The sequence below is a fragment of the Allobosea sp. OAE752 genome (genome assembly GCF_050433265.1).
GTDB lineage: Bacteria > Pseudomonadota > Alphaproteobacteria > Rhizobiales > Beijerinckiaceae > Allobosea > Allobosea spartocytisi.
Window position 1 is genome coordinate 869,305 of record NZ_JBNPXO010000001.1, and the last position, 18,920, is coordinate 888,224.

At 66.5% G+C, this 18,920-nt stretch carries 18 protein-coding genes; 9 read left to right on the top strand and 9 right to left on the bottom strand.

Going from position 1 to position 18,920, the window contains the following annotated elements:
- The first annotated feature begins 4 nt into the window (after positions 1-4).
- Positions 5-1,993, top strand: a complete 1,989-nt coding sequence (locus tag GGC47_RS04045) for an ATP-binding protein (RefSeq protein ID WP_142020015.1) — start codon at positions 5-7, stop codon at positions 1,991-1,993.
- A gap of 47 nt (positions 1,994-2,040) precedes the next feature.
- Here the strand turns inward: GGC47_RS04045 and GGC47_RS04050 are convergent, their stop codons facing one another.
- A complete protein-coding gene (locus GGC47_RS04050) occupies positions 2,041-2,328 on the bottom strand; it encodes a hypothetical protein (protein WP_038360749.1) in 288 nt (95 codons plus the stop codon).
- 337 nt (positions 2,329-2,665) lie between these two features.
- Between GGC47_RS04050 and GGC47_RS04055 the strand changes: the two genes are divergently transcribed.
- The gene (locus GGC47_RS04055) at positions 2,666-3,784 is read left to right on the top strand and encodes a porin family protein (RefSeq protein ID WP_142020013.1); all 1,119 of its coding nucleotides are present in this window, start codon (positions 2,666-2,668) and stop codon (positions 3,782-3,784) included.
- A 122-nt stretch (positions 3,785-3,906) separates the two neighbouring features.
- Complete coding sequence (locus GGC47_RS04060; RefSeq protein WP_051987658.1) at positions 3,907-4,203, top strand: hypothetical protein; 297 nt, start codon at positions 3,907-3,909, stop codon at positions 4,201-4,203.
- A 15-nt stretch (positions 4,204-4,218) separates the two neighbouring features.
- Here the strand turns inward: GGC47_RS04060 and GGC47_RS04065 are convergent, their stop codons facing one another.
- The 6 genes from GGC47_RS04065 to GGC47_RS04090 all read right to left on the bottom strand — a co-directional run bounded on the left by GGC47_RS04065 (position 4,219) and on the right by GGC47_RS04090 (position 10,748).
- Positions 4,219-5,175: a succinylglutamate desuccinylase/aspartoacylase family protein gene (locus GGC47_RS04065; protein WP_142020011.1), complete on the bottom strand. Its 957-nt coding sequence runs from the start codon at positions 5,173-5,175 to the stop codon at positions 4,219-4,221.
- A gap of 10 nt (positions 5,176-5,185) precedes the next feature.
- Positions 5,186-6,007 carry an ABC transporter permease gene (locus GGC47_RS04070; RefSeq protein ID WP_038360741.1) on the bottom strand — a complete coding sequence of 274 codons (822 nt, stop codon included), beginning with the start codon at positions 6,005-6,007 and terminating at the stop codon, positions 5,186-5,188.
- 9 nt (positions 6,008-6,016) lie between these two features.
- Complete coding sequence (locus GGC47_RS04075) at positions 6,017-6,952, bottom strand: ABC transporter permease (protein ID WP_142020009.1); 936 nt, start codon at positions 6,950-6,952, stop codon at positions 6,017-6,019.
- Positions 6,953-7,196: 244 nt separating this feature from the next.
- A complete protein-coding gene (locus GGC47_RS04080) occupies positions 7,197-8,780 on the bottom strand; it encodes an ABC transporter substrate-binding protein (protein WP_429067096.1) in 1,584 nt (527 codons plus the stop codon).
- Positions 8,781-8,898: 118 nt separating this feature from the next.
- Positions 8,899-10,524, bottom strand: coding sequence for an amidohydrolase (locus GGC47_RS04085; protein ID WP_142020005.1), 1,626 nt, complete (start codon positions 10,522-10,524; stop codon positions 8,899-8,901).
- Between the two features lie 53 nt (positions 10,525-10,577).
- Complete coding sequence (locus GGC47_RS04090) at positions 10,578-10,748, bottom strand: hypothetical protein (protein ID WP_185747770.1); 171 nt, start codon at positions 10,746-10,748, stop codon at positions 10,578-10,580.
- 383 nt (positions 10,749-11,131) lie between these two features.
- Here GGC47_RS04090 and GGC47_RS04095 point away from each other — a divergent pair, with 383 nt between their 5' ends.
- Entirely contained in the window at positions 11,132-11,338 is a 207-nt protein-coding gene (locus tag GGC47_RS04095) for a hypothetical protein (RefSeq protein WP_038360733.1), read from the top strand.
- 112 nt (positions 11,339-11,450) lie between these two features.
- Here the strand turns inward: GGC47_RS04095 and GGC47_RS04100 are convergent, their stop codons facing one another.
- On the bottom strand, positions 11,451-12,881 hold the full coding sequence (locus GGC47_RS04100; RefSeq protein ID WP_429066972.1) for an aminotransferase-like domain-containing protein: 1,431 nt from the start codon (positions 12,879-12,881) through the stop codon (positions 11,451-11,453).
- A gap of 112 nt (positions 12,882-12,993) precedes the next feature.
- Between GGC47_RS04100 and GGC47_RS04105 the strand changes: the two genes are divergently transcribed.
- Positions 12,994-13,854, top strand: a complete 861-nt coding sequence (locus GGC47_RS04105) for a DMT family transporter (RefSeq protein ID WP_113254176.1) — start codon at positions 12,994-12,996, stop codon at positions 13,852-13,854.
- Between the two features lie 90 nt (positions 13,855-13,944).
- On the top strand, positions 13,945-15,534 hold the full coding sequence (locus tag GGC47_RS04110) for an ABC transporter substrate-binding protein (protein WP_142020001.1): 1,590 nt from the start codon (positions 13,945-13,947) through the stop codon (positions 15,532-15,534).
- A 31-nt stretch (positions 15,535-15,565) separates the two neighbouring features.
- On the opposite strand, the gene GGC47_RS04115 is transcribed toward GGC47_RS04110, so the two are convergent.
- Positions 15,566-16,759, bottom strand: coding sequence for a hypothetical protein (locus tag GGC47_RS04115; protein ID WP_142019999.1), 1,194 nt, complete (start codon positions 16,757-16,759; stop codon positions 15,566-15,568).
- Between the two features lie 219 nt (positions 16,760-16,978).
- Between GGC47_RS04115 and GGC47_RS04120 the strand changes: the two genes are divergently transcribed.
- The 3 genes from GGC47_RS04120 to GGC47_RS04130 are packed head-to-tail and all read left to right on the top strand — an operon-like array spanning position 16,979 to position 18,917.
- The gene (locus GGC47_RS04120; RefSeq protein WP_185747769.1) at positions 16,979-17,140 is read left to right on the top strand and encodes a hypothetical protein; all 162 of its coding nucleotides are present in this window, start codon (positions 16,979-16,981) and stop codon (positions 17,138-17,140) included.
- 59 nt (positions 17,141-17,199) lie between these two features.
- Positions 17,200-17,826, top strand: a complete 627-nt coding sequence (locus GGC47_RS04125) for a GNAT family N-acetyltransferase (RefSeq protein WP_038360718.1) — start codon at positions 17,200-17,202, stop codon at positions 17,824-17,826.
- Complete coding sequence (locus GGC47_RS04130) at positions 17,826-18,917, top strand: LLM class flavin-dependent oxidoreductase (protein WP_142019997.1); 1,092 nt, start codon at positions 17,826-17,828, stop codon at positions 18,915-18,917. The genes GGC47_RS04125 and GGC47_RS04130 overlap by 1 nt, the downstream gene beginning before the upstream one ends.
- Positions 18,918-18,920: the final 3 nt, after the last annotated feature.

Sequence of the window (18,920 nt, forward strand, 5' to 3'; positions counted from 1 at the left end):
CGCCATGTTCGACACAATCCTCATTGCCAATCGCGGCGAGATCGCCTGCCGGATCATCCGCACCTGCCGCAAGCTCGGCATCCGCACCGTCGCGGTCTATTCCGACGCCGACAGCGACGCACTGCATGTGCGGCTCGCCGACACGGCCGTCCCGATCGGCCCGGCCCCGGCGCGTGATTCCTATCTGCGCGCCGACCGCATTATCGATGCCGCTCTGAAAACCGGCGCGCAAGCGATCCATCCGGGCTATGGCTTCCTGTCCGAGCGGCTCGACCTGATTGCCGCCTGCGAGGCCAACGGCATCGCCTTCATCGGCCCCTCCGCCGGTGCCATCGCGGCGATGGGCGACAAGATCCGCTCCAAGCAGATCGCGCGCGACGCCGGCGTGCCGGGCGTGCCCGGCTATGACGGCGCCGAACAATCGCCCGAGACATTGAAGCGCGAGGCGCTGCGCATCGGCCTGCCCGTCATGGTCAAGGCCTCGGCCGGCGGCGGCGGCAAGGGCATCCGCAAGGTCGAGGCGGAGGCCGATCTCGACGCTGCCATCGCGACCGCGAGCCGCGAAGCGGAGTCCGCCTTCGGCGATGGGCGTTTGCTGATCGAGAAATTCGTGACACGGCCGCGCCATGTCGAGGTGCAGGTCGCCGGCGACAGGCGCGGCAACATCGTCCATCTCTTCGAGCGCGACTGCTCGGTGCAGCGCTCGAACCAGAAGCTGCTGGAAGAGGCGCCGGCCCCCAATCTCAAGCCGGAAGCCCGCGCGGCGCTGCACGGTCACGCCCTGAAGCTTGCCCGCGCTATTTCCTATGACAATCTCGGCACCGTGGAGTTTCTCGTCGATGCTGTGACGCAGGAGGTGTTCTTCCTCGAGATGAACACCCGGCTTCAGGTCGAGCATCCCGTGACCGAGGCGATCACAGGGCTCGATCTGGTCGAATGGCAGATCAGGATCGCCGCCGGCGAAACACTGCCGCGCCGGCAGGACGAGATCACCTGCACCGGCCGCGCCATCGAGGCGCGGCTGACAGCAGAGCGGGCCGAGGAAGGCTTCCGCCCCGACACCGGGACGATCGCGCTGTGGCGGGAGCCCGAGGGCGTGCGCATCGACAGCGGTGTCGAGACCGGCAGCACGGTCTCGCCCTTCTACGATTCGATGCTCGCCAAAATCATCGCCCATGGCCCGGATCGCGATGCGGCGCGGCGCCGCCTTGCCGACAGCCTCGACCATATGACGGTGCTCGGCCCGGCGACGATCCGCCCCTTCCTGGTCGATGCGCTGCGCCAGCCGGTCTTCGCGCGGGGCGAGGCGACGACCTTGTTCATTGGCGAGTCTTGGCCGGGCGGCTGGCGACCGGGCGCCGAAGACAGGCCGTCGCGCGACGCGCTGGCTGCCGCGATCTGGCTCGCCGGTTTCAAACCAACAATGGCAGGCCCCTGGGGAGCGCTGGCCGATTTCCGATTGCTCGGAACGGCCGGAAAGCCCGGCGCGAGCCATCTCGCACTGACCCATGGCGAGCACAGCAAGCGGATCAAGATCGAGAGCCTGGGCGACGTCTTCCGCGTCGTCACGCAAGATGGGGCCACGGAGGTCTCGGTCGCGGTCGGCGCCGATCCGACCCGATGGAGGGTGACGCTCGACGGCCAGCGCCTGACGGTCGATGCGGTCCGGGACGAGGCCGGCGTTTCCTTGCGCTGGGGGGCGTTCGAGGGGCGTATCGGCATCGCGCTCGCAGTCGCCGCGGAGGCGGCAGCGCGCGAGGCTTCCGGCGGCGCCGGCGACGCAGTGCGCGCGACCATGCCGGGAACCGTCGCCGCGATTCATGTCCGCGAGGGTGACAGCGTCGCGGCGGGACAGGTCGTCGCCGTGCTCGAATCGATGAAGCTCTTCATGGATCTCAAGAGCCCGGCGGCAGGGATCGTGGCGCGGGTCGCGGCCAAGCCGGGCATGACGGCGGCGGCGGGCGAGCTTTTGATCGCGCTTACGCCGGGCTGACGCCGCGAATGGAGGAGGGACGGCTCTCCCTCCTCCCGAAGCGCGGCTCAGTTGCAGCCGCAGCCATGGCCGAGCCCACCGAGCAGGCCGCCGACGATGCCGTTCTTGCTGACGATCGCCTTGACCGGCGCGACGATGCCGACCTTGTTGCCGCTGGCGATCGGGCTGCCGCTCAGCACGCTGACATTGTTCAGCGCATTGACCTGAATGCCGGAGACGGCCGCCGTCACAGGGGCCAGGACGCCACCCAGCAAGGAGCCACCGCCGCGGCCGCCGGCCATGGCGGGCGAGATGCCGAAAGCTGCAACCGTAGCGAGTACAAGCGCGTATTTCATATCACTCTCCCAGTTGTCGCTCCGGGGATCGAAGCGATGAAACACGTATAAGTTGCATTTTATCGGAGCGGCAACCTTATCCATTCATTAACCATACTTGCTAGCGTTAACATTGCACCACACAGCGATGTCGTGAATACAATAAATACTAATTTCTTTCACAAAGCCCACTTCATACGCCGATCATTACGTATAAATTCACTCATATACACTTTATTAAGCATAATCATCTATCTATACGTCGAAAATTGAGGGCGATATGAAAAATATTGCGCTGTTTTCGATGATAATCCTACACCTATCGGGCGCGGGAGCGGCCCTTAGCGCAGAGAACACTGTGCAAAGCGCGGAGAGTTCGGTCGCGATCGTCGGGCTGCGCGGCGGTTTCGACAGCAATCCCTCCGGCGTCGAAGGCGAGAAGGGCAGCCCCGTCGCCACCGTCTTTGCAACCTGGGATTATCTCAACGGCACGATCCAGGACGGCTACGGCCTCAACCTGGCGTTGGTGGAGACGCAGTACGACCCACGCAACCTCGCCGCGGCACGCAGCCACTCCCTGACCCTGAAGCACGGCATCACCCTCGGCGAAGCGACGGTGATCCAGTCCTCGCTGGCCGCCAGCGCGGAGCAGAGCTGGTCACGCCGCAAGAGCAGCCTCGCCTGGCGCGAGCGCATCGACCACGCACTCGGCCCCTTCCGCCTCTTCGCCAGCGGCGAGGCCCGCGTCACGGCGCTGAACGAGCGCAACGTGTTCAATCTCGGCGATTTCCTGCCCTCGGACGAGAACTTTACGACGCTGTCGGGGACGACCGGCATCGCCTGGAAAACCGGTCAGACCGAGATCGGCGTCTCGTTCAGCGCGGCGCAGGCCCGTTATGTCAACGGCATGGATTATATCGGCTTCCGTCGCGACCATAACCGGCTGCAGCCGAACCTGTTCTTCTCGACCATGATCGGCGAGGCGTCGCTGGAGGGTTCGGTGTCGCCGTTCCGCGCGAGCTTCCCGGACAAGGATTTCGAGACGGTCGACAGCCTGCTCTATACCGCCAAGCTCCGGCTGCCCTGGCAGCGCTTCACCCTCGAGCTCGGCTCCAGCCGCAGTGTCGAGGACACGACGCTGCCCTTCACGGTCATCGACCTGGTGACGGCGCATGAGGCGAAGCTGACCGCGAGGATCGACGAGCGCAATGCGGTGAGCCTGGTCGCCCGCCGCAAGACCGACGACTATGTCGGCCTCGATGCCCGCTCGGACCAGAAGGGCATCGGCCTCGAATATCAACGCGCACTGGGCGAGGGCCTGATCGCGACCGCCTCAGGCGGCTGGCGCCGGACGAAGGAGACGGGGCTGACCCCGGTCGATTCCTTCAACCTGCTGCTCGGACTGCAGAAGCAGATCGACCTGAGCCGGAGCACACCCCTCGCCAAGCCCGACCAGCCGACGAAGGCGGGAAGCTGACAGGCAATGGCGCCGCTTTTCCGCCGCCTTCCGATCAGCCCCTGTTCACCTCGACGCTGCTAGAACCGCCCACAGGACTTCGCCCACGCGTCTCGTGCGTGAAGCAGCGGAAAGGAAGCGCCATGTCGCGTCACAAGCTCGCCCTCTCGGTTTTGCTCGGTGCCGTGTTGCTCTCCGCCATTCCGGTCCGGGCACAGTATTACGAGCCCTACCGGCCGGCGCCGCCATCCTATGACGATGAGGATGAGGCGCCGGTCCGCCCCTATGGCTACGGCTATGGCCGGCGCTATTACCGCCCGGCCTACGGCAATCTCTGCGTCACCGGTCGCGGCGAATGCCCGACGCCGCCGCTGCCTTACGGGTCGAGCTGCGGCTGCTACATCCCCGGCTTCGGCAACAAGCGCGGCATCGTCCAGTAAACGGCGCCGCCGCCGTCAGGCCTTGCGGCGGCTCTCGCTGCCAAGGTAGCAGATGCCCTCGCCCGGCTTCGCCTTCGGGTTCGGGAAGATGATGAAGCCGTCGCGCGGCATGGTGACGACGGTGCCGTCGGCGCGGCGTGCGATCGGCGTGCCCTGGGCCACGCGGTCGCCCGTCTTCCAGGTGCCCTCCACGCGGTCGCCCTCGGCCTCGCAGATGACGAGATCGTCCATATGGACGACGGTGCGCCTCGCGGGGGCGGGCGCCGCCTCGTCGGTCAGCCCGAGATGGGCGAGCACGTTGCGGATCGCCCTGTAGCCGACCTCGACGGACGCCGGATCCTCGTGCCGGCCGCATTCCAGCGTCACGCCGTAGCCGCCCGCGAAACGCATGAACTCCGTCGTGCCGAAGCCTTCGGTCACGGCGAGGCGCGGCAGGTTCAATCGCTCGCGCGCTGCGATCAGCCGGACATAGATGTCGAGCCAGCCATGGATCATCAGATCGACGCCGAGGCTGGCGGCGAAAGCCATTTCGGCAGCCGCATGGCGGAAGGGTTCGAGCGCGCCGCGATTATCCTCCGGCCCGAAGAAGACGAAGGGCACGCCCTCGCCGCTGAAGGAATGCACGTCGAGCAGCATGTCGTGCTGGCGCAGGATGCCGGAGAGCCGGTTGCCGATCCGATCCTCGTTGTCGCCGGGCTGCGGCCGCTCGCGCAGGTCGCGGTTGAGGTTGCGATCTCCCTCGCGGGTGTTCTGGCGATAGGCCTTGGGATTGGCGACGGGCAGGAAGGTGACCTCGCCGCGCCGGATCGCGACACGGCCGGCGCGGCAATCCTCGATCACCCGGGCGATGGCGTTCGGCCCGCAGGTCTCGTTGCCATGGACGGCGCCGAGGACGAGGAGCTTCGGCCCCGCCTTCAGGCCATGGAAGCGGATGGTCTCGAGCGGCGGGTCGATGAGGTCTTGAGCGGTCATAGGTCTATCGTCAGGCTTTGCGAAGTTGTGAGTGCGGATCGAGGATGTCGCGCAGGCCGTCGCCTAGCAGGTTGAGGCCGAGCACGGTCAGAAAAATCGCGAGTCCCGGAAAGATCGAGATCCAGGGCGCCGTCGAGATCTGGTCGCGCGCGTCCGAGAGCATCGAGCCCCAGCTCGGGAAGGGCGGGCGGATGCCCAGGCCCAGGAAGGAGAGCGAGGCTTCCGCCAGCACCGCGCCGCCCATGCCGAGCGTGCCGATAACGATGATCGGCCCCGCCACGTTTGGCAGGATCTGCGTCAGCATGATCCGGAAGGTGCCGTAGCCCAATGAACGCGCCGCCTCGATATAACCGAGCGACTTGACCGAGAGGGTCGCGGCGCGGGTCAGCCGGCAGGTGAAGGACCAGTTGGTCAGGCCCAGCGCGATCAGCAGGCTGGTGAGGCCGGGGCTTAGGATCGCCATGATCGCCAGCGCAAAGACGAGCGAGGGGATGGCGAGCATCATATTGGTCAGACCATTGACGAAATCATCCCACCAGCCGCCCCAATAGCCAGCCGTCAGGCCGAAGGCGACGCCGATCATGGTGTTAATGAGCTGCGAGACGATGCCGACGGTCAGCGAGATGCGGGCGCCGTAGAGCACGCGGCTGTAGATATCCCGGCCCTGCGCATCGGTGCCGAACCAGAACTCCGACCCCGGCGGGATTTCGGCGTTCATCAGATTGGCGTCCATCACCGGGTCGGTATGGGCGAACCAGGGGGCGAGGACGCCGCCGACGACTACGGCTGCGAAGCAGGCGCCGCCGATCCAGAGATTGGCACGGAACTTCATGCGGGCCGCCTAGCTGTATTTGATGCGTGGATCGACGACCGCGCAGAGCACGTCGACGGCGATGTTCACGACGAGGAAGAACAGGACGATCGTCAGGATGCAGCCTTGCACCACCGGGATATCGCGCCAGGTGACGCTATCGACCAAAAGCGAGCCGAGGCCCGGCCAGGCGAAGAGCTTCTCGACCACCACCGCCTGCCCCAGGACGGAGCCGAACTGCAGGCCGAGCGTGGTCAGCACGATGACGAGCGCGTTGCGCGCGACATGCCAGCGCAGGACGCGATAGGAACCAGCCCCCTTGGCGCGGGCCGTGCGGACGAAATCGGCATGCATCACCTCCAGCACCGCAGCACGGGCGGTACGTGCCAGCAGGGCCAGCGGCGCGACGCCGAGCGCGATCGCCGGCAGCACGATGTAGCGCGGATTGCCGTCGCCATAGCCGAAGCTCGGGAACCAGCCGAGCGTCAGCGCGAAGGCGTACATCAGCAGCAGGCCGAGCCAGAACAGCGGCAACGACAACCCGGAAACGGCGAAGACCATCGAGAGCGTGTCGAGCCAGCTTCCGGGCTTGAGCGCCGCCAGGAAGCCGAGCGGCACGCCGATGAGGACGGCGAAGAGCATGGCCGCAAGCGCGAGCTGCAGGCTCGGCCAGAGCCGCTCGCCGATGACGCCGGTCACGGGCTGGCGGGTGCGGAAGGAATCGCCGAGATCGAAGACCGCGAGCCCCCCGACATATTTCGCGAAGCGCAGCGGCAGCGGGTCGTTGAGCCCGAACTGCTCGTTCATGCGCGCGATGGTCTCGGCGTCGATATTGCTGCGCCCGTCAGCCATCTGGCTGGTGGCGAAATTGCCGGGAATGACGCTGAACAGCACGAAGATCAGCGCCGCGACCGCCAGCAGGATGGGGATGGCCTGCAGCAGCCGGCGGAAGACATAGGGCAACATGAGGGACTCCTGACCGCCGCAGCACGAAACCGGCCGAACCACTCCAACCGAAGCCGGTCGATGATCAAACCCGGCCAGTGTGCTGCCGACCGCGAAAACCAGATCGTCGTTCCGGGCTTGACCCGGAATCCATCATCGAGCGCAGCGCCTAAGGATGGATTCCGGATCGGCGTCGCTTCGCGGCTCGTCCGGAATGACGGAGGTATTCCGCCACCCGGCCCATGGACCGGGTGGCGAGGCTCGCTTACTTCGCCGCCGGCGAGGAGGCGTCGACCCAGAGATCCTCATAGCGCTGGAGCGCGAGCTCCGTCGCATTGGGCTGGAGCCCGTGCAGCCAGGGCTGATAGGCCAGCACCGCCTTGTTGTAGTTGAAGAACCAGACCGGCGCCTCATCCTGCAGCATGGCGTTCGCCTTCTTCAGGATATCGAGCTGCTTGGCCGCGTCGGTCTCGGCGGAAGCCTCATCGATCAGCTTGTCATAGGCCGGGTTCTTGAAGGCGGTGTAGTTGCAGGAGGAGCGCGGCGTCGCCGAATAGAAGCATTTGAGCTGGGTCAGCGCGTCCGGGCCCGAGGTGTTCGACCAGATATAGGCCTGGAAGTCGCCCTTCGCGACCACGCCGCCGAGCGCCGAGGTCTCGACCGGCTTGACCTTCACCTTGATGCCGACCTTGGCGAGCATCGGGATCGTCGCCTCGACGATCGGAATGCCCCAGCTCTCGTTAGGCGTCGCGGTCCATTCGAACTCGAAGCCGTCGGGATAGCCGGCCTCGACGAGCAGCTTCTTGGCCTTTTCGGGATCGTAGGCGTAGGGCTTGGCATCCTTGTCGAAAGCCGGCACGGAGAGCGGCAGCCAGCTCACGGCGCGATAGGCCTTGTCGCGGACCAGTCGCTTGATGATGAGGTCGCTGTCGATCGCGTAGTTGATCGCCTGGCGCACCCGCTTGTCGGAGAAGGGCTTGAACTCGGGGTTCATGCCCATGTTGCGGGTGAAGACCTCGGCGACCTCGAGCAGCCCCTTGGACAGGTTGGCATCGGCCTTGTAAGCGACGTATTGCGACGAGCCGAGGATCGAGACGTCGATCTCCTTGTTGCGGAAGGCGACGTCACGCGCGGCCGCCTCGCCCATCGGCACGATCACCAGCTTGTCGGCATAGGGCCGGCCGGTCTTGTAGTACTTCTCCCACTTCTCGAAGGCCATGCGCGAGCCCGGAACGTGCTCGACGAATTTGAAGGGCCCGAGCCCGATCGGCTTGTTGAAGAAGTTCGGGTCCTGCGCCTCCTTGGCGGGCAGGATCGCGGTGTTGGCGCTGTAGAACAGGAAGCCCGGATCGGTCTTGTCCGTCAGCGTCATCTCCAGGGTGAAGTCGTCGATCTTCTTCAGCCCCGAGATTTCCTTGGCCTCGCCCTTCTGAACCGCGGTCGCGCCCTTGATGCGGGCGACATAGCGGGCGCCGGGGTAGTTCTTCGAGCCGTCCATGATCCGGTTATAGGACCAGATGATGTCGTCCGCCGTCATCTTGCGGCCGTTGTGGAAGAGCGCGTCGTCACGCAGCTTGAAGGTGTAGACCAGCCCGTCCGGCGAGACCGAGACGCTCTTGGCGAGCTCCAGCGCCGGCTTGCCCGCGCTCGCATCCCAGCGATAGAGCATGCCGTGCAGGGCATAGCCGTAGATCTCGTCCTGGATCTGGTTCGAGACATGGCTGTCATTGCTGACGAAGGAGGCTCCGTAAGGCGCCGTGAAGCGGATCGTTCCGCCATGGCGCGGCTCCTGGGCCTGCGCCGCAAAGGCGGCAAGCGTCAGCGCGGTCGCGAAGGCAAATCTCTTCAACACCGAAAATCCTCCCGTTTTTGTGTTTATGCGCTCCGGCTCAAACCGAAGTCGTTGCTTCCAGATGGAACCTTAACGGCTCTGCGCCGCTTGTCTGCCCAAAAATTCAGCCGTCCCTTCACTGCCCCGCGCGCTCATAGACAATGCGGCCCTCGAGGATGGTGAGGTCGCAGCGCGTGTCGCCGAGGATGTCGCCCGGGCTCGCCGTCAGCAGGTCGCGCGAGAACACCGCGACATCGGCGAGGTAGCCCGGCGCGAGGCGGCCCTTCACATTCTCCTGCTTCTGCGAGAAGGCGCCATATTCGGTATAGGCCTGCAGCGCCTCCTCGATCGAGACGCGCTGCGCAGCATCCATCACCGTGCCCTTCCAGGTCTGGCGGGTGAGCATGGTGTGGAAATTCGGGAAGGGGTTGGGATCGCAAACCGGCCCGTCGCTGCCGGTGGCGGGCTTCAGGCCGAGGTCGAACCAGGTGCGGAACGGGTAGCTCGGCAGCGCCCGCTCCGGCCCGAGCACCTTGATATAGGCGTCGCCGAAATCATGGATGAAGACCTGCTGCGGGCAGGGATAGATGCCGGCCTTGACCATGCGCTCATGCTGGGCCGGGGTCGAGAAGCCGCAATGCTCGATGCGGTGGCGGCGGTCCGGATCGGGATGGGCGGCAAGCGCCTTCTCATAGGCGGTGATGAGCTGCTCGATCGCGGCATCGCCAATGGCGTGGCAGGCGAGCTGGTAGCCCTTCACATGGGCGTCGAGCACCATGCGCTCCAGCTCGTCATCGCTCCACATCCAGACGCCGGTGGTCTTGTCCTCGCCGAGATAGGGCTCGCTCATCCAGGCGGTGCGCCCGCCGGCCGAGCCATCGAGGAAGAGCTTGACGGCGCCGACCATCAGCATCTCGTCGCCGGTGCCGGAGATCAGCCCGGCCGCGTGGCATTCAGGCACGATCGAGCGGCCGTCGTCGCCGAGCAGTGTCAACCAGGTCCGGACCGGCAAGCGCCCGTCGCGCTTGGCCCGGTGATAGGCCGCGATCTCGCCGAAACCGCCCTTCTGGCCGACGGCGGCATCCATGCAGCTGGTGATGCCGAGCGAGAGCAGATACTGCCCGCCGCGCTCGATCGCCGCGACCAGCTCCTCCTCGGTCGGCGCCGGGATCGCGGCCTGCACCGGGGCGCGGGCGTTCTCGGCCAGCAAGCCGGTGAGACGGCCGTTTTGCTGCTCGATCAGCCCGCCCTGCGGCGTCGGCGAGGTTTCGTCGATGCCGCCGAGCCTCAGCGCCTCTGAATTGCAGATCGCGATATGGCCGCAGGTGCGCACCAGCATGACCGGATTGTTCGGCGCGGCCCGGTCGAGCTCCTCGCGCCAGGGATGGCGTCCGGTGTCGAGCTTGGTCTGGTCGTAGCCGCGCGACAGGATCCATTCACCGGGCTTCGCCGTCGCGGCACGGGCCGCGATCGCACCGAGCAGGGCGTCCAGCGTCGGCGCGGCCTCGGGCTTGGAATTGACCCAGCCCATGGTCATGCCGAGCGAGATCAGGTGCAGATGGGAATCGTTGAGGCCCGGGGTCGCCAGCCGCCCTTTCAGGTCGATGACCTGCGTCTTTGGTCCCACCAGCGGCGCGATCTCGTCGTCGCGGCCCGTAGCCAGCACCCTGCCCTGCCAAATCGCCAGCGCCTCGACCACGCCCTCCTCGCGACCGCACCAGATCGGCCCGTTGCGCAATACAATATCGGCCTGAACAGCCATGATGTCCTCCTGTTGTCCCCCGGCTTTGCTGCCTTCGCGGCGCGCGCCGAGCATCAGATGTCGTCGAGCGGGAAGATCGGCCGGCATGCCGTGCGGGAGGGCCGCTCCTCGACATCGTGGATCGAGCGCGCGCTGGCGTCGCCTCCCGGCACTTCGCGGGTGATGGAAGCACCGAAGGTGCTCCTCTCATGCATGCCTTCGGCAATCAGCCCGCGCCGCGTCATCGGCCTTCCGCTCCCTGCTCAATTTTTTTGACAGTTTTGGCGAGTTGCCGCGTCATCGCCACTGATTTGCGCGCATGCGCGCCCTTGGGCGCAGCCGCTTGTTCCCCAGCGGTGAATATGCTGAACTCGATGGAATTATCTCGGGTGCCGATCGCAATATTTGGCGGCGGACACCCCCGAGCTCACCCGGCATTTCCCTGACGACGAGCCGGCCGCCGACCTGCGCTGCGGCAGGAAAAGGCTTGACAGCCTCGACGCCGGAAATCCGAACTAATTTCGCCTAAATATTTGAATATAATCATAAATTTATTTTTCGACTTTTGTGGAACCCATCTCCCTGATTCGACGTTCCCCCCTCTGAACCTTCACGGCGGAGAGGGAGTATGGACGAAGACAGAATCAAGCGGATCGCCCGCGCGATGTGCCGGGCGGCCCGGATCGACCCCGACAAGCCTGCCGGCAACAAGGGTCCTTTCACCATGTCGATGCAGGCGCCGGGGCATGAGAGCCCCCAGCCGGCCTGGATGCTGTTCCGACAGGAGGCGGCGCGCTTCGCGGCACGCAACCGCGATATCGCGCAGACGCTCTGACCCAACCATAGCGGCCACTCGCAGGCATGCGGCGGTGGTCATACGAAGGCCCGGCACTCCCGACGGAGGCCGGGCCTTCTCTTTTGGACGCGGCGCAGATGCGCCACACCGTTCACGGCGCAGGCCGTGCACCAACTGCAGGGCGGTCCGACCACCCCAATGCCAGGAGCGACCGCTCCAGCGCCTCATAGACGCGGGGCTCGCGCATCTGCGCGACGTTGAAGCGCATGAAATCGCCGGCCGTCTGCGCCACGCTGAAGACGTTGCCCGGCGCCAGCACCACGCCATCCGCCAGCGCCAGGCGCGACAGCTCGGCCGAATCCACCCCTTCCGGCAGCCGGCACCAGAGATAGAATCCGCCACGCGGCATGAGCCAGGGCCGGATGCCCAGCGCCTCGAGCCGGGGCGCCACAGCGCGCCTCGCCTGCGCGAGCCGGCGCCTGACCTCCTCCATATGCTTGCGGTAGCCGCCGCCGGCCAGGACATCGGCGATCAGGCCGCCGGCCAGCGGGCTCGGACCGCCGAAGCTCGTGGCGATCTGCAGATCGACGAGCCCTTCGACCCAGTCAGGGCGCGCCGCGATATAGCCGCAGCGGACCGAGGCCGAGAGCGTCTTGGAAAAGCTGCCGATCCGGATGACCCGGTCGAGACCGTCGAGGACGGCGAGGCGTGGTGACGGATCGGGCTCGAAATCGGCGAAGATCTCATCCTCGGCGATCGCCATGTCCTGCGCGGCCGCGATGCTGAGAACGCGATAGGCAGCCTGCGGCGACAGGCTCGCGCCCGTCGGATTATGGAGCGCCGCGTTGGTGATGTAGAGGCGCGGGCGTTCGGCCGCCACGATCGCCTCGAAAGCCTGGATATCGGGACCGGTCGGCGTGAAGGGAACGCTCAGGAGGCGCAGGCGATGCGCCCGCAGGAGCGCTCTGAAGTTGAAATAGCAGGGATCGTCGACCAGCACGGTGTCGCCCGGCTGGAGCAGGAAGCGGCAGACGAGATCGACGGCCTGCGTCCCCGAGCCGGTCAGCAGGAGCTGCTCCGGCGAGAGCTGCAGCCCCTCCTCCGCGAGGCGCCCGAGCAGCAGCCGGCGCAGGGGCAGCGATCCGCGCGTGCTGCCATACTCGGCGAGCATCTCGTCGCCACCCCGCGCCAAACTCCGCAGGCCGCGCCGCAGCGCCTCGTTCGGCATCCAGTCCGGCGGCAGCCAGCCACAGCCCGGCTTGAGCGTATCGGGCCCGGCATCGAGCGACTGGCGCGAGACCCAGAACGGATCGACCGCCCGCGGCGTCGCCGGCTGCGCCAGGCTGAGCGGCGGCAGGCCGTGGCCGGTGAGATAGAAGCCGGAGCCGGGACGGGCGCGGATCAGCCCTTCTGCGGCGAGCCGGTCATAGGCCTCGACCACGGTCGAAGGCGAAACCTTCATTGCCGCGGCGCAGCGGCGGATCGAGGGCAGCCGGTCGCCCGGCGCGAGTTGCCGCGCAGCAGCCCTGGCCTTGATCGCGGCCATGACCTCTTCCGTGCGCGTCTGCTGGCGATTGTCCATCCCGCTCTTCCCGTATGGGTTTTGATACCAATACAGTTTTCGCAAATCGTATTGAATCGTTTCTGTCACGGAGCCGGCGGATCGTCTAAGCCTGCTGCGAAAGCGAGGCAGGATGAGTTTTGCGGGCAAGGGCTGGGGCAGCGGGCTCCTGGGTGTGCTGATCTTCAGCGGTTCGCTGCCTGCGACGCGCGTCGCCGTGGCCGGTTTCTCGCCGCTGTTCCTGACCTCGGCGCGCGCCGTCATCGCCGCGCTGCTCGGCGGGATGTTCCTCTCCCTGCTCCGCCAGAAGCCGCCGGCGCGCAGCGATCTGCTCCCCCTCCTCATCGTCGCGCTCGGCGTCGTCGTCGGCTTTCCGCTGCTGACGGCGCTGGCGCTGCAGCACATCACGGCGGCACGGTCGATCGTCTTCATCGGGCTTCTGCCGCTCGCCACGGCGATCTTCGGCGTGCTGCGCGGCGGCGAGCGCCCCAAGCCGGCTTTCTGGCTGTTCTCGATCCTCGGCAGCGCGACCGTCGCGGGCTTCGCGCTGATCCATAGCGATGGCGGCTCGCTGGCGGGCGATCTGCTGATGATCGCCGCGGTCCTGCTCTGCGGGCTCGGCTATGCCGAGGGCGCGACGCTCTCGCGTCGTCTCGGCGGCTGGCAGGTGATCTCCTGGGCCCTGCTGTTGTCCCTGCCGGCGATGGCGCTCGTCGCGCTCCTCTATTGGCCGGCCTCATGGAACGGCATCGGCATGCCCGCCTGGCTCGGGCTCGGCTATGTCTCGGTGTTCAGCATGCTGATCGGCTTCGTGTTCTGGTATCGCGGACTGGCGCTGGGCGGCATTGCCGGCGTCGGCCAGCTCCAGCTGCTCCAGCCGTTTTTCGGGCTGCTGCTGGCCGGGCTTCTGCTGCACGAACCCGTCGCCTGGAGCATGGTCGCTGCGACCGGCATCGTCGTTCTCTCCGTGGCCGGGGCGAAGCGCTTCGCCTGAAAACCGAAGCACCGGCATGTCGCTTGCTTGGAGGCGATGCTACTCTGCCGCCCGCTAGGACGTGCAGAACCTCTCGCCCGGGAGACCGCCATGCCGACACGCCGTTCCTTCCTCGCAGGCGCCGCCGCGAGCTTGACCCTCTCCGCTCCCAATATCGGCCGAGGCGCCGACCGGAGCGTGATCAAATTCGTGCCGCAAGGCGATCTCGCCGTCGTCGACCCGATCTGGACCACCGCGACCGTCACCCGCAACCACGCCTTCCTGGTCTACGACACGCTCTTCGGGCAGGACGAAAGCTACAAGGCCCAGCCGCAGATGGCCGAGGGAGCGCTTGCCGAGGCCGACGGCAAGACATGGACCATCAAGCTGCGGGAAGGACTGACATTCCACGACGGCAGCGCGGTTCTGGCGCGCGACTGCGTGGCCAGCCTGAACCGCTGGGGCAAGCGCGACTCCTTCGGGCAGACGCTGATGGCGCTGACCGACGAACTCGCGGCGACGGACGATCGCACCCTGCGCTTCAGGCTGAAAAGGCCCTTTCCGTTGCTGCCCGACGCCCTGGCCAAGATGACTGCCTTCGTCCCGGCGATCATGCCGGAGCGGCTGGCCGTCACGGACGCCTTCACCCAGATCACCGAGGTGGTCGGCAGCGGCCCCTTCCGCTTCGTCGCATCGGAGCGGCAGTCGGGCCATCTCGCCGTCTACGAGAAATTCGCCGATTACCGGCCGCGCGGCGACGGCAGGCCCGGCCGGACGGCGGGCCCGAAGATCGTCCATGTCGACCGGGTCGAGTGGCACACGCTGGCCGACCCGGCGACGGCCGGAGCCGCGCTCCAGAGCGGCGAGATCGACTGGGTGGAACAGCCCCTGCCGGACCTCCTGCCCCTGCTCTCGGAGAATCCGCGGCTCGAGGTCGCGATCAAGGAGACCACGGGCGCGATCGCGATCATGCGGATGAACCATCTGCACCCGCCCTTCGACAATCCGGCGATCCGCCGCGCCATGCTGCTGGCGATCGACCAGAAGGAATTCATGGAAGCGGTCGGCGGCTCGGATACGAAGCTCTGGCGTACCGGCGTCGGGGTGTTTCCGCCGGACACGCCCTTCGCGAACGATGCGGGCATGGAGGTGCTGAACGGGCCGCGCGACATCGGCAAGGTCAAGCAGGCGCTGGCGGCGGCCGGCTACAACGGCGAGAAGGTCGTGCTGCTCGGCGTCTCCGATCTCGCCAACCTGAAGGCGGAATGCGAGGTCGCCGGCGAAATGCTCAAGCGCATCGGCATGAATGTCGACTACCAGGTGATGGACTGGGGCACGGTGGTGACCCGGCGCGCCAAGAAGGAACCACCGTCGCAGGGCGGCTGGAACTGCTTCTTCACCGGCTGGAACGGCATCGACATCCTCGACCCCGTCGGCCATGTCTCGCTGCGCGGCAATGGCGCTGCCGCCTGGCCGGGCTGGCCCACCGCGCCGAAGATCGAGGCGTTGCGCGACGCCTGGATCGATGCGCCGGACACCGAGACGAAGAAGCGTCTCGCCGCCGAGATCCAGTTGCAGGTCTTCGAGGACGTGCCCTATGCACCGCTCGGCCAGTATTTCCAGCCGACGGCGTTCAGCCGCAAGCTGGAAGGCGTTCTGGCGAGCTTCCCGACCTTCTGGAACGTCAGGCGAACCAGCTAGGCCAGAATCCCTGCGTCTTTCGCCCCTTGGCTCAGGGGATGACGCTCAGCATCATCATGGTCTGGAACATCATCGTGCCGATCTGGCTATGCGTGTCGCCGCGCATGGTGTGCACGTTGCGGAAAGCGGACTGCGGCAGGTAGAGCCAGCCGATGCGCTTGCCCCAAGGCGGCGGCGACTGGGTCACCATCCAGTTCACCGCGCCGGGCAAGCTCGGCGCGAGCTTGTGCGCATTTCTCATGAAGGCGCTGTCGAAATCGATCTGCTCGCGGATCAGCCCGCTCCCGCCGAGCATCTCGGCGAAGCGAGCGAGATGGTTGACGCCGGAGCTGAAGCTCGAGGTCCCGACCTGCTGGACCGAGCCGCGCGGCGTCGTCTGGCCGAGCGTGATCTGGATCGCGGCGAGAATGTCGTCGAGCGTCTCGACGCCGCGATCGGCGAAGAGATTGGTGCGGGGCTGGTTCGAGCGCGAGGCGTTCGTCATGAAGGGCACGATCAGCGGCATCGTCTTCATCGCGGCCATCTGCAGCCCCTGCCCGGCAACATAACGCTTCACCGTCGGCCAGCGGCCGGTGAAAGTCGGATAGCCGGCATCGTCGCTCGCCGAGATCGTGTCGGGATGGAAATAGATGTAGGCCCGCGAGAAATCGATCGTACCGGCCGGGATGCAGGCACCGACCCAGAAGATCGCGCCGTTCTTCTCGATCTTGAACAGGAATTCCGAGATCGTTCCCTCGGCACTGCCCTCGACCAGCGCCGCATCGCGGGCGACCGGCGCGAAAAGGAACGGCATCACGCTGCTCGGCACGATCGCGGGAATGCTGAAGGAACCCGGCACGGTCGGCAGCGTCTGCTGGAAGCGCAGGACCTTGAGGTCGATGAAGCCGGGCTGGTCTGGTTTCGGCGGGGTCGGGGCCGGCGGCCCGGCGGCTGCGAGGGCATCAAGCTTGCGCAGGCTGCGACCACCCGGATCGACGACGCCATCGGCCAGGTTAAGCTCGCCGCGCTCCACCCAGAACGTCTGGAAGGCCAGGATCGCCGCGGCGAGTGTCGGGTTGCAGCGCTTGAAGGCTCCTGCCGGGGGTGGCGGCGACACGCCCTTCATGCCGGCGCTGCCGGGATCGATGCCCCAGAGCAGCCGGATTATCTTCTGCTGGTCGACGGGCGCATTGGCGACTTGCGTCACGCCGTCGCGCACGCCCACCGGCCCCGACAGGATCGTCATGGCTCCCCTCCCCCAGCATCGCCGGGACAGTCACGCAAACCACCAGCACAAGTCCGGAACGGCCCACTGGCAGACCAGTCATCGGGCACCAAACCGGCCGGCGGAATCGTCATCCAATTTGATGAGGAGAGCGCCGATTTCGCGCGTCGCAGCGACCCGGTTCTCTGAGACAGCCCGGGTCTCGGCGGCGTGGGCGCTTCGGCCTGCCGATCCCCCAACTTGAGCCGCTTCGTCGGCGAAGCCCTCCCGGAAGAGGCTTTGCTGTTCGACCGCACCGTAGGCGGACTTGCTCGCAGAAGGAGAGATCGGGAAATATATCTACAGAAAACCACTACGCCGGAGGACCATTTTCTTATTTTTATGACGATATTGATCGCCTGAAATTCCCGAATACCATCGGCCCGGTCGATTTATCTCACGAACAACATGGAGACTAGGCCATGGCCGATGCGATCGTGCGTTCATCGCCGCTCGACGTTCAGGCGGAAGCTTTGCTGGAAGGGCTCATCGCCGAATATGACGGCCGCTACGGCGCCAACAGCCGGCCAGGCGGAGCACGGTCCGAGATCCTGCGCTATCCGCCGGAGGCCTTCGCTCCGCCGCTGGGCGAGTTCCTGCTTCTGCGCCGGGACGGCGAGACCATCGCCGGCGGCGCATTCATGAGCCATGATGACGAAACCGTCGAACTGAAGCGCATCTGGACGCGAGACGATCTGCGACGGCAGGGCTTGGCGCGTCGCATCGTGCAGGCGCTGGAAGAGGCGGCTGCGGATCTCGGCTACACGAGAGCCTATCTCACGACGGGCTTTCGCCAGCCCGAAGCGACGAAGCTCTATCTGTCGCTGGGTTACCGACCGCTCTTCGACGTGGCGGTCGACCCGGCACTGTATCGCTCCCTGCCGTTCGAGAAGCATATCGGCGCCAAGGCAGGTACGGCCGGGCAGACGCCCGTCCATCCGCCTGCGGCATCCCTGGAAGAGGCGACAGCCCGCGTCGCTGTGGTCAAGGCCCAGCAGGAGGCGCGCATCGCGGCCCGGTTGGCGGCGCATCGGGCTGTTGCGGCGTGATGCCGAGCCAGCGCCCGCAGTTTCTCTGGTACATCCCCAACGACGTGAAGTCCGGTCACCGCGGCGATACCGTCAGCCAGGACCACAACAGCCTCGATACATTGACTGGCCACGCCAAGGCCCTCGAAGACCATGGCTGGGCCGGCGCCCTCATCGGCACGGGCTGGGGCCGGCCCGATACCTTCACGCTCGCCACGGCATTGGCGGCGCGAACCGAGCGTTTCGAGCCGCTGGTCGCGATCCGCCCGGGTTACTGGCGCCCGGCCCAGTTCGCGACCGCTGCTGCGACGCTCGACCATCTGTCGAATGGCCGCCTGCGCGTGAACATCGTGTCCGGCCTCGACGATCTCGCAGCCTATGGCGACAGCGAAGGCGATCAGGCCGCGCGCTATGCCCGCACCAAGGAGTTCATGCGCCTGGTCCGTCGACTCTGGACCGAGGACAAAGTGAGCCATGCCGGAGAGCATTTCCAGCTCGCCAACTCCACCGTGATGCCGCGGATCACGCCGCGTGAAGGCCGTCCCCATCCGCCGCTCTATTTCGGTGGCGCGTCCGCTGCAGCCGAGCATGTGGCGGCAAGCGAGGCGGATGTTCAGCTCTTTTGGGGCGAGCCGCGCGAGGCGCTGGCGGAACGCATCGAGCGTCTCAGGCGTCTGAGCCGGACCCTCGACAGAGACCTGCCGCCTCTGCAGTTCGGGCTGCGCATCACCACGCTGATCCGGGATACATCCGAGCAGGCCTGGGCCGATGCCGAGGCAAGGGTCGCGGCCATGGCCGCGGGCCAAAGCGGCTCCTGGCAGGATCATCGCCGCGCCGTCGCCGTGGGCCAGCAACGGCTCTTCGATCTGCACCTGCGCGGCGAGGTGCTCGACGACAACCTCTATACCGCGCCGGGGCGCGTCGGCGGAGGCGGGGCCGGCACGACCTGGCTCGTCGGCTCGCCAATCGAGGTGGCCCGCTCGCTGAGCCAGTACCGCGATCTCGGCATCACCCATTTCATCCTGTCCGACACGCCCTACCTCAGCGAGATCGCGCGGCAGGGCCGCCAGTTGCTCCCGCTGCTAAGCGCTTCGGGGGCTGGAGGACTTTGAGAG

Excerpts from the sequence above, each read along its gene's own strand:
- GGC47_RS04045 (WP_142020015.1), top strand. The coding sequence starts at position 5 with ATGTTCGACACAATCCTCATTGCCAATCGCGGCGAGATCGCCTGCCGG.
- GGC47_RS04050 (WP_038360749.1), bottom strand. The coding sequence starts at position 2,328 with ATGAAATACGCGCTTGTACTCGCTACGGTTGCAGCTTTCGGCATCTCG.
- GGC47_RS04060 (WP_051987658.1), top strand. The coding sequence starts at position 3,907 with ATGTCGCGTCACAAGCTCGCCCTCTCGGTTTTGCTCGGTGCCGTGTTG.
- GGC47_RS04065 (WP_142020011.1), bottom strand. The coding sequence starts at position 5,175 with ATGACCGCTCAAGACCTCATCGACCCGCCGCTCGAGACCATCCGCTTC.
- GGC47_RS04070 (WP_038360741.1), bottom strand. The coding sequence starts at position 6,007 with ATGAAGTTCCGTGCCAATCTCTGGATCGGCGGCGCCTGCTTCGCAGCC.
- GGC47_RS04075 (WP_142020009.1), bottom strand. The coding sequence starts at position 6,952 with ATGTTGCCCTATGTCTTCCGCCGGCTGCTGCAGGCCATCCCCATCCTG.
- GGC47_RS04085 (WP_142020005.1), bottom strand. The coding sequence starts at position 10,524 with ATGGCTGTTCAGGCCGATATTGTATTGCGCAACGGGCCGATCTGGTGC.
- GGC47_RS04090 (WP_185747770.1), bottom strand. The coding sequence starts at position 10,748 with ATGACGCGGCGCGGGCTGATTGCCGAAGGCATGCATGAGAGGAGCACC.
- GGC47_RS04095 (WP_038360733.1), top strand. The coding sequence starts at position 11,132 with ATGGACGAAGACAGAATCAAGCGGATCGCCCGCGCGATGTGCCGGGCG.
- GGC47_RS04100 (WP_429066972.1), bottom strand. The coding sequence starts at position 12,881 with ATGGACAATCGCCAGCAGACGCGCACGGAAGAGGTCATGGCCGCGATC.
- GGC47_RS04105 (WP_113254176.1), top strand. The coding sequence starts at position 12,994 with ATGAGTTTTGCGGGCAAGGGCTGGGGCAGCGGGCTCCTGGGTGTGCTG.
- GGC47_RS04110 (WP_142020001.1), top strand. The coding sequence starts at position 13,945 with ATGCCGACACGCCGTTCCTTCCTCGCAGGCGCCGCCGCGAGCTTGACC.
- GGC47_RS04115 (WP_142019999.1), bottom strand. The coding sequence starts at position 16,759 with ATGACGATCCTGTCGGGGCCGGTGGGCGTGCGCGACGGCGTGACGCAA.
- GGC47_RS04125 (WP_038360718.1), top strand. The coding sequence starts at position 17,200 with ATGGCCGATGCGATCGTGCGTTCATCGCCGCTCGACGTTCAGGCGGAA.
- GGC47_RS04130 (WP_142019997.1), top strand. The coding sequence starts at position 17,826 with ATGCCGAGCCAGCGCCCGCAGTTTCTCTGGTACATCCCCAACGACGTG.